General features: G+C 68.4%; 8 protein-coding genes. 6 read left to right on the forward strand and 2 right to left on the reverse strand.

The window, feature by feature from the left end; all coding sequences use genetic code 11:
• Window positions 1-278: 278 nt before the first annotated feature.
• Window positions 279-686 (forward strand): hypothetical protein, encoded by a 408-nt coding sequence (locus IT306_12355; GenBank protein ID MCC7369211.1) that lies wholly within the window; start codon window positions 279-281, stop codon window positions 684-686.
• A gap of 55 nt (window positions 687-741) precedes the next feature.
• Here the strand turns inward: IT306_12355 and IT306_12360 are convergent, their stop codons facing one another.
• Together IT306_12360 and IT306_12365 are read right to left on the reverse strand one after the other, a co-directional pair.
• Window positions 742-1,332: a hypothetical protein gene (locus tag IT306_12360; protein MCC7369212.1), complete on the reverse strand. Its 591-nt coding sequence runs from the start codon at window positions 1,330-1,332 to the stop codon at window positions 742-744.
• 31 nt (window positions 1,333-1,363) lie between these two features.
• Window positions 1,364-2,041 carry a response regulator transcription factor gene (locus IT306_12365; protein MCC7369213.1) on the reverse strand — a complete coding sequence of 226 codons (678 nt, stop codon included), beginning with the start codon at window positions 2,039-2,041 and terminating at the stop codon, window positions 1,364-1,366.
• A gap of 481 nt (window positions 2,042-2,522) precedes the next feature.
• On the opposite strand from IT306_12365, the gene IT306_12370 reads away from it, so the two are divergent.
• The 5 genes from IT306_12370 to IT306_12390 all read left to right on the forward strand — a co-directional run bounded on the left by IT306_12370 (window position 2,523) and on the right by IT306_12390 (window position 6,731).
• A complete protein-coding gene (locus IT306_12370) occupies window positions 2,523-3,179 on the forward strand; it encodes a class I SAM-dependent methyltransferase (GenBank protein ID MCC7369214.1) in 657 nt (218 codons plus the stop codon).
• Between the two features lie 426 nt (window positions 3,180-3,605).
• Complete coding sequence (locus IT306_12375) at window positions 3,606-4,445, forward strand: phosphotransferase (GenBank protein MCC7369215.1); 840 nt, start codon at window positions 3,606-3,608, stop codon at window positions 4,443-4,445.
• A 46-nt stretch (window positions 4,446-4,491) separates the two neighbouring features.
• Window positions 4,492-5,436: a thiamine pyrophosphate-dependent dehydrogenase E1 component subunit alpha gene (locus tag IT306_12380; GenBank protein MCC7369216.1), complete on the forward strand. Its 945-nt coding sequence runs from the start codon at window positions 4,492-4,494 to the stop codon at window positions 5,434-5,436.
• Window positions 5,433-6,404, forward strand: coding sequence for an alpha-ketoacid dehydrogenase subunit beta (locus IT306_12385; protein MCC7369217.1), 972 nt, complete (start codon window positions 5,433-5,435; stop codon window positions 6,402-6,404). The genes IT306_12380 and IT306_12385 overlap by 4 nt, the downstream gene beginning before the upstream one ends.
• Window positions 6,405-6,500: 96 nt before the next feature.
• Complete coding sequence (locus IT306_12390) at window positions 6,501-6,731, forward strand: addiction module protein (protein ID MCC7369218.1); 231 nt, start codon at window positions 6,501-6,503, stop codon at window positions 6,729-6,731.
• Window positions 6,732-6,888: the final 157 nt, after the last annotated feature.

A 6,888-nucleotide genomic window follows, 5' to 3' on the forward strand; every position in this document is an offset into this window, starting at 1 on the left:
CACCAGTGCCGGCCGTTCCCGACGGCCGTCGCGCAGCGACGGCATGACGGTAGGCGGGGACTTCAGTCCCCGACCGCCCGTTCCATGATGCTTCGGATACACCAATGAACATGCAATCGCCCTGTGAGGCAATGCCGTTCGCACCGGGCCGTGAACGCTCGGAGGATCGTTTACCCGGGTTAGCAGATCAACCCTGGAGCGTCGAGCTTCTCACGAGTAGACTCGGTTTGGACGCCCATTTTGGGGCGTCGTGTGCACGGTTCGACCTGGAGGGCAGCATGCCCACTTCGTCACCCGGCCGCTGGAACGCGTCTCGCCGAGCAGCCCCTGACCGCCAGCCGCCCCACCAGCCGGCCCGCTGGTCGCGTCGTTCGACGCCCGCGATGTCCTCGGAGCCGGCGCGGCGTGGGCCGTCCCTGTACGAGCTGGTGCTGCGGGAGGCCATCGCCGTGCAGCACGGCCTGTCGCACGCCGAGCGCATGGAGCTGCATGCCTGTGACGGCTGCGGCAAGCCGTATCTGCTGGCCGGCTACTGGCAGCCGATCAGCGAGGAGGGCAGCATCGCCTGTCCACGTTGCGGCACGGAGGCGGCCACCTGGGAGGGCGCACGGGGGTACGTGGCGTACTGGCAGCGCGAGCCGGACGGCCTGGCGCGGTTCCGCGCGCCGCGCTGCGTGGCGTCCTGAGGACTCGACACCGCGGTCTCTGACAGCGAGCCGGGCCGAGCGGCGGACGGACGGCTCAGGCGGAGCGCACCAGCGAGACGATGCGGGGCCGGGTGATCGGGGCGGGGGTGGCCGCCAGCTCGCGGAGCTGGCTCATCACAGCACGGAACGCCACCGAGACGAACTCCAGCCGCTGGAGCAGCAGCTCAAGGTCGCGCATGGTCTCTTCGCCAAGCCCGGCGTCGTACTGGCCACGGCAGCGGCGCGCCTGCACGAGACACGCCGAGATGGTGGTGACGATCTCTTCGGGGCCGGCCGTCGGGATGTCGTCGGCGTCGGCGTCAAGGGCCATGACGCGGAGGCTGGGGCGCGCGGTGGCGGGAGCCGGGCTGGCGGGCAGGATCGCCAGCAACTCGGGCAGGAGCCGTTCGGTGGAGGCGATCGCCAGCTCGAGCGCCGCCACGATGCCTTCCAGCTCGGAGAGGGCCTGCTCGTAGCGCATGCGCTCGTGGAGCCGTCGCCCGAGATCGACGCCCAGCACGGCAACGCCGAGCGACTGAAGGATGTCGTCGTGGATCCGCGCGGCGACGGCCGCCGGCGTGGCGGCGCTGGCCGAGGCGGCGCCGGCCGAGGCGCTGGTCTCTTGCGGTGCGATCGCACTGGTCATCGCGGCGTTCCTACCCTTCGCCGTGCTGAACCTAGTTCTGGGAGCCAGCCGAGGCGGCCATCTCCAGCGGAGCGAGCCCGTGGGTGATGGCGTAGATCGCCGCCTGGGTGCGGTCCGCCACGTTGATCTTCTGGAAGAGGACGGAGAGCCGATTCTTGACGGTGCTCTCGGCCAGCACCATTTTGGTGGCGATCTCCTTGTTGGAGCGGCCCGAGGCGACCAGCTGCAGGATCTGCATCTCGGTCTCGGTGAGCTGGCCCAGGCCGTCCTCGACTTCGAGCTTGGTCGCCATGCGGCGGAACTCGGAGAGCACCTTGCCAGCCAGCGATGGCGCGATGACGGAGCCGCCGGCCGCCGCCGCGCGCACCGCACCGACAACCTGGTCCGCGCCGGAGGTCTTGAGGATGTACCCGACCGCGCCAGCCTGGAGCGCCTGGAAAAGGTGGCCGTCCTGGCTGTGCATGGTCAGCATGACGATTTTGAACCACGGGGACTGGCGCAGCAGCTGGCGCGTGGCGGAGATGCCGTCCACAAGGCCCATGCTCACGTCCATCAGGATGACATCCGGCTGAAGCTCCTGCGCCATGCGCTGGACTTCCAGACCGTCACTGGCCTCGCCGACAACCTGAATGTCCAGCTCGGCCTCGAGCAATCGGCGGACACCCTGCCGCAGCAGCTGGTGATCGTCTGCGAGAAGCACCCTGATCATGTCCCGTGGCCCTCTTTCTAGCATCGGTGTCAGTACGGCGGTACTGTCGCCGTGCTCGACAAGTAAACGGGATGACCCCTATCGGCGGTGACGGCCAAAAGTTTAGGTTTTTCTGTCCATTTCGCTGAAATTGGGCAAAACTCGTCGCGGAATGGCCCGGCGTACCCGGAAAAGGCCCAAAACCGGGGTACCAGGGTACCGATCTGGGGCGGACAACCGTGCTGACGGCCACTGGGGCCGACCCAAAACGACCGTGGCGGGCGTTAGCTAGGGCAGATCGCGGACGACGCCGGCGAGTGGGAGCATTCCCCGTGTGTGTGCGCGAGCGCCCGACTGTCAGGATGCCGCGTGCATCCAGGATGCCGCGTGCATCCCGGGCGCATCCAGATCCTGGTTTCCGTACCTGAGAGGAGCGCGCCTCGTGACTGTTTCACCCGCCGTCGATGCCTGGGAGGCGGTACGCCACATCGTCGGCGACCGCATGCGCGAGCGTGAGCTGAACGTCGGACCGTTCCTCGCGGATCAGTTGTTCAATGCGCCTCGGCACCTGCTGTTCGTGCTGTCCCGCTACAAGTTCGCCGCCCGGCTGCTGCCGCCGCTGGAGACGGTGGACGTGCTGGAGCTTGGCTGTGGCGAGGGCTTCGGCGCGCTGATGCTGGCCGAGCGCGGCCACCGCGTCCTGGGCGTGGACGCCGACCGCGCGGCCATCGAGATCGCGCAGAAGAGCTTCGGCGCGCCGAACCGCCGCTTCGAGGTGGCCGACTTCCTGGGCCGGCGCTTCGGGACGTTCCGGGCGGTGGTCAGCCTCGACGTGATCGAGCACATCCCGGTCGAGCTGGAAGATGCCTACTTCCGTACCATCACCTCGAATCTCGGGCCAGACGGGATGTGCATCGTCGGGACGCCGAACGAGACGGCCTCGGCGTACGCCTCGCCGCAGAGCCAGGCCGGCCACGTCAACCTGTACACCGCCGAGCGGCTGGTGGCTGCCACCAGCCGCTACTTCCAGAACGTCTTCGTGTTCGGCATGAACGACGAGGTGGTGCACACCGGCTTCTACCCGATGAGCCACTACCTGTTCGTGCTGGGGACCGGCAAGCGCACGATGCCGCTGGAGCCGTTCAGCCCGCGCGACTGACCCCCGGCAAGAAGATCGAGAGGAACGGGGCCGCCTTGACCAGTCCACACTGGTCGGGGCGGCCCCGTTTCGGCATGCTCCGGCCTGGGCGCGTCGCATTTCGTCGCGGCGGGCCACCAGCGGGGATACTTTAGGAGCAGCCTCGTGACCTTCACATTCCAGGCCATGCGTGGGGCTTGACGGTGCGTATGGGTGACGGAGGCTCCGATGCTGGAGACGGTCGGTGAGGCACGCTCCGCTGCCACGGCAGGCCCGGTTGAGCCATTCACGACGCCCGTCCCAGACCAGGGTGACGGGTCCGGGCCACAGTAGACTCGCCGAGCCGACCGCGCGGGCGGCGCATACTGCGCGATCTCTGAGGCGATCTCGTCGCCCGCTTGTGCGTGTGCCTCTTGTGCGTGTGCCTCACGACCTGGGAGGGGCGCTGTGCTGACGCCACACGCTCGGAGCGCAGCTCGGGCGGCTATCGCGAGTGCGTCAGCGTGTGGCTTGCGGGCCGACGACGTGGTCGTATTGCAGGACTCGGACAAGCTCACCCTGCGCCTGTTGCCCTGTGACACCGTTGCGCGGGTTGCCCGGGTTGGCGAGCAGGTGGCCGCGTTCGAAGTCGAGCTTGTGCAGCAGCTTGCAGCAACGGGAAGCCCCGTCGTCGCCCTTGACCCACGGGTGGAGCCACGGGTCTACGTGCGTGACGGCTTCGCAGTCACGTTCTGGACCTACCACGAACCTGTGTCCGCCCTGGAAATCGCGCCTGCCGAGTACGCAGACGCCCTCAGGCGGCTGCACGCTGGGATGCGGCAGGTCGACATGGCGACGCCGCACGTCACGGACCGAGTCGCGCAGGCACGGTCGCTCGTCGCGGACCGCAGCCGGACGCCTGGCCTCTCCGATGCCGACCGCGCATTCCTCGGCGACACGCTGCGAACCATGAGCCGCCAGATCCAGGACCGTGGTGCTCCCGAGCAGCTCCTGCACGGCGAGCCGCATCCCGGCAACGTGCTCAGCACGAAGGATGGGCTCCTGTTCATCGACTTCGAGACGTGTTGCCGAGGGCCGGTCGAGTTCGACATCGCGCATGCGCCCGAAGAGGTGGGCAGGCAGTACCCGAATACTGACCGAGCGCTCCTGCGCCAATGCCGGGCGCTCGTGCTGGCGATGGTTACCACGTGGCGGTGGAATCGAGACGACCGGCTGCCGAACGGGCGACGCCTCGCTCGGGAGTGGCTCAGCAAGCTGCGCGCGATGATGGACGGCGACGCTCGCTGATCGCGCGCGCGTCGAGCCGGCCCGCCAGATCGAATTGCTGCGGACCATGCAGCGGATTCGGCGCTTCGAGGAGCGGGCCGAGGAGCTGTATCTCGGCGGTGAGCTGCCGGGCTTCATCCACCTGTCCATCGGGCAGGAGGCCTGCGCGGCCGGCGCCTGCGCCGCCCTCGGCACCGACGACTACATCACCAGCACCCATCGTGGGCACGGCCACTGCGTCGCCAAGGGCGCGCCGCTCGACCGCATGATGGCCGAGCTGTACGCCAAGGTCACCGGCTCCTGTAAGGGGAAGGGCGGCAGCATGCACATCGCCGATTTCTCGGTGGGGATGCTCGGGGCGAACGGCGTGGTCGGCGGCGGCGCGAACCTGGCTGTCGGCGCGACCATCGCGGCGCGGCTGCGTGGATCGGATCAGATCGCCCTCTGCTTCTTCGGGGATGGCGCATCGAATCGCGGCCCCGTCCACGAGGCGATGAACCTCGCCGCCGTCTGGAACTTGCCCGTGATCTTCTTCTGCGAGAACAACCAGTGGGCCTCGACTACCTCCGTGAAGTCGGTGATGAAGATCGAGGACGTTGCAGATCGGGCGGCCGGCTACGGGATGCCCGGTGTGGTGGTGGACGGCAACGACGTGCTGGCCGTCTACACCGCTGTCAGCGCCTGGGTCGAGCGAGTCCGAAACGGCGGCGGCCCGGTCCTGATCGAGGCCAAGACGTACCGGATGCGCGGGCACTTCGTGGGCGATCCGCAAGTGTACCGCGACGCTGCCGAGGTCCAGGCCCAGCGCGCCAACGACCCGATCCAGCGGCTGGAGTGGCGGCTGCTGGCCGAGGGGCGGCTCGACGAGGCCGGGCTGGCCCGCCTCAAGGACGAGGTCGAGGCCGAGCTGGCGGCAGCGGTGCAGTTCGGGCGGGAGAGCCCCCTCCCGGAGCCCGAGGCTGCGCTCGAAGACCTCTACGCGACGCCGCTGCCTGGCGGCGTCCGACCATGACCGACATGACCTTCACCGAGGCGACCATTGCCGCGATGCAGGAGGAGATGCGGCGCGATCCGCTGGTCTTCGCGATCGGCGAGGACATGGCGCTCCAGGGCGGCGTCTTCGGGCAGTTCAAGGGCCTCCCCGAAGAGTTCGGCGTCCACCGCGTGCTCGATACGCCGATCTCCGAGACGGCCATCGTCGGGGCGGCGGTCGGCGCGGCGCTGTGCGGCGCGCGGCCGGTGGTGGACATGCACTTCGCGGACTTCATCACCACGGCGATGGACGAGGTCGTGTCCCAGGCGGCCAAGGCTCGCTACATGTTCGGCGGGCAGTGCTGCGTGCCGATGGTGCTGCGGATGCCGGACGGCGCGATCAACTCGGCGGCCGGCCACCACTCGGCCAGCGTCGAAGCGTGGCTGTTGCACACCCCGGGCGTCAAACTGGTGGTGCCGAGCACGCCGGCCGATGCCAAGGGGCTGCTCAAGAGCGCCATCCGCGACGACGATCCGGTCCTCTACTTCGAGCACAAGTCGCTGTTCAAGATGCGCGGCGAGGTGCCGGACGGCGAGCACATCGTGCCGCTCGGCGTGGCGGCCGTCCGCCGCTCGGGCACGGACGTGACGATCCTCAGCTACTCGCAGATGGTGTATCGGTGCCTGGATGCCGCCGCGCAGCTTGCCGAGGCCGGCATCTCGGCCGAGGTCGTCGACCTGCGCAGCCTGCGCCCGCTCGACTGGGACACGATTGCCACCTCGGTGCGGAAGACGCACCGGGTGGTGGTGGCCCACGAGGCGGTACGGACGGGCGGGGTCGGTGCAGAGCTTGCGGCGCAGATCGGCGAGGAGCTGTTTGACGAGCTGGACGGCCCGGTCATCCGCGTGGCCGCCCACGACGTCCCGATGCCGTTCAGCCCGCCGCTGGAGAAGTTCGTGCTGCCGGGCGCGGCCCAGGTGGTGGCCGCCGTCCGCCGGTTGCTCTGAGCCGTCATCTCATGATGATCTGAACCGCCGTCTCCTCTTCGCGTCGTTGAACATATCCTGACATCGAGTTGCCGCGCACGCCGGAGGCGGAGACCCATGTCGATTTCATGTGACGAACTGAAGGAAGCCGCCACCCAGCTTTCGGAGTCTGAGCGAGCACAACTTGCGTTAGCGCTCTTGGAGTCCCTTGAGCCTTCAAGCGACTGCGATGTCGAGCAGGCCTGGAATGAGGAGGCGTTGCGACGGGCAGATGAAGTCCGCCGAGGCGTGGCACACCTCGTTCCTGGGGACGACGTGTTCGCTCAAATTCGACACGGCCTCGAGTGATTCCGTACGCCTTCCACGGGGAGGCAGGCGCCAGGGCGATTGCATGTTGATGTCGTCGTGCCGCCGCGTCGGGGCTTGAAAGCCCCGCCTACGATCCTGCAGTCGCTGCGCGACGCTCCAGTCGCACCAGTGCCTGCCGTTCCCGACGGCCGTCGCG

Source organism: Chloroflexota bacterium, from assembly GCA_020850535.1.
GTDB lineage: Bacteria > Chloroflexota > UBA6077 > UBA6077 > JACCZL01 > JADZEM01.

Excerpts from the sequence above, each read along its gene's own strand:
- IT306_12355 (MCC7369211.1), top strand. The coding sequence starts at position 279 with ATGCCCACTTCGTCACCCGGCCGCTGGAACGCGTCTCGCCGAGCAGCC.
- IT306_12380 (MCC7369216.1), top strand. The coding sequence starts at position 4,492 with ATGCAGCGGATTCGGCGCTTCGAGGAGCGGGCCGAGGAGCTGTATCTC.
- IT306_12385 (MCC7369217.1), top strand. The coding sequence starts at position 5,433 with ATGACCGACATGACCTTCACCGAGGCGACCATTGCCGCGATGCAGGAG.
- IT306_12390 (MCC7369218.1), top strand. The coding sequence starts at position 6,501 with ATGTCGATTTCATGTGACGAACTGAAGGAAGCCGCCACCCAGCTTTCG.
- IT306_12370 (MCC7369214.1), top strand. The coding sequence starts at position 2,523 with ATGCGCGAGCGTGAGCTGAACGTCGGACCGTTCCTCGCGGATCAGTTG.
- IT306_12365 (MCC7369213.1), bottom strand. The coding sequence starts at position 2,041 with ATGATCAGGGTGCTTCTCGCAGACGATCACCAGCTGCTGCGGCAGGGT.
- IT306_12360 (MCC7369212.1), bottom strand. The coding sequence starts at position 1,332 with ATGACCAGTGCGATCGCACCGCAAGAGACCAGCGCCTCGGCCGGCGCC.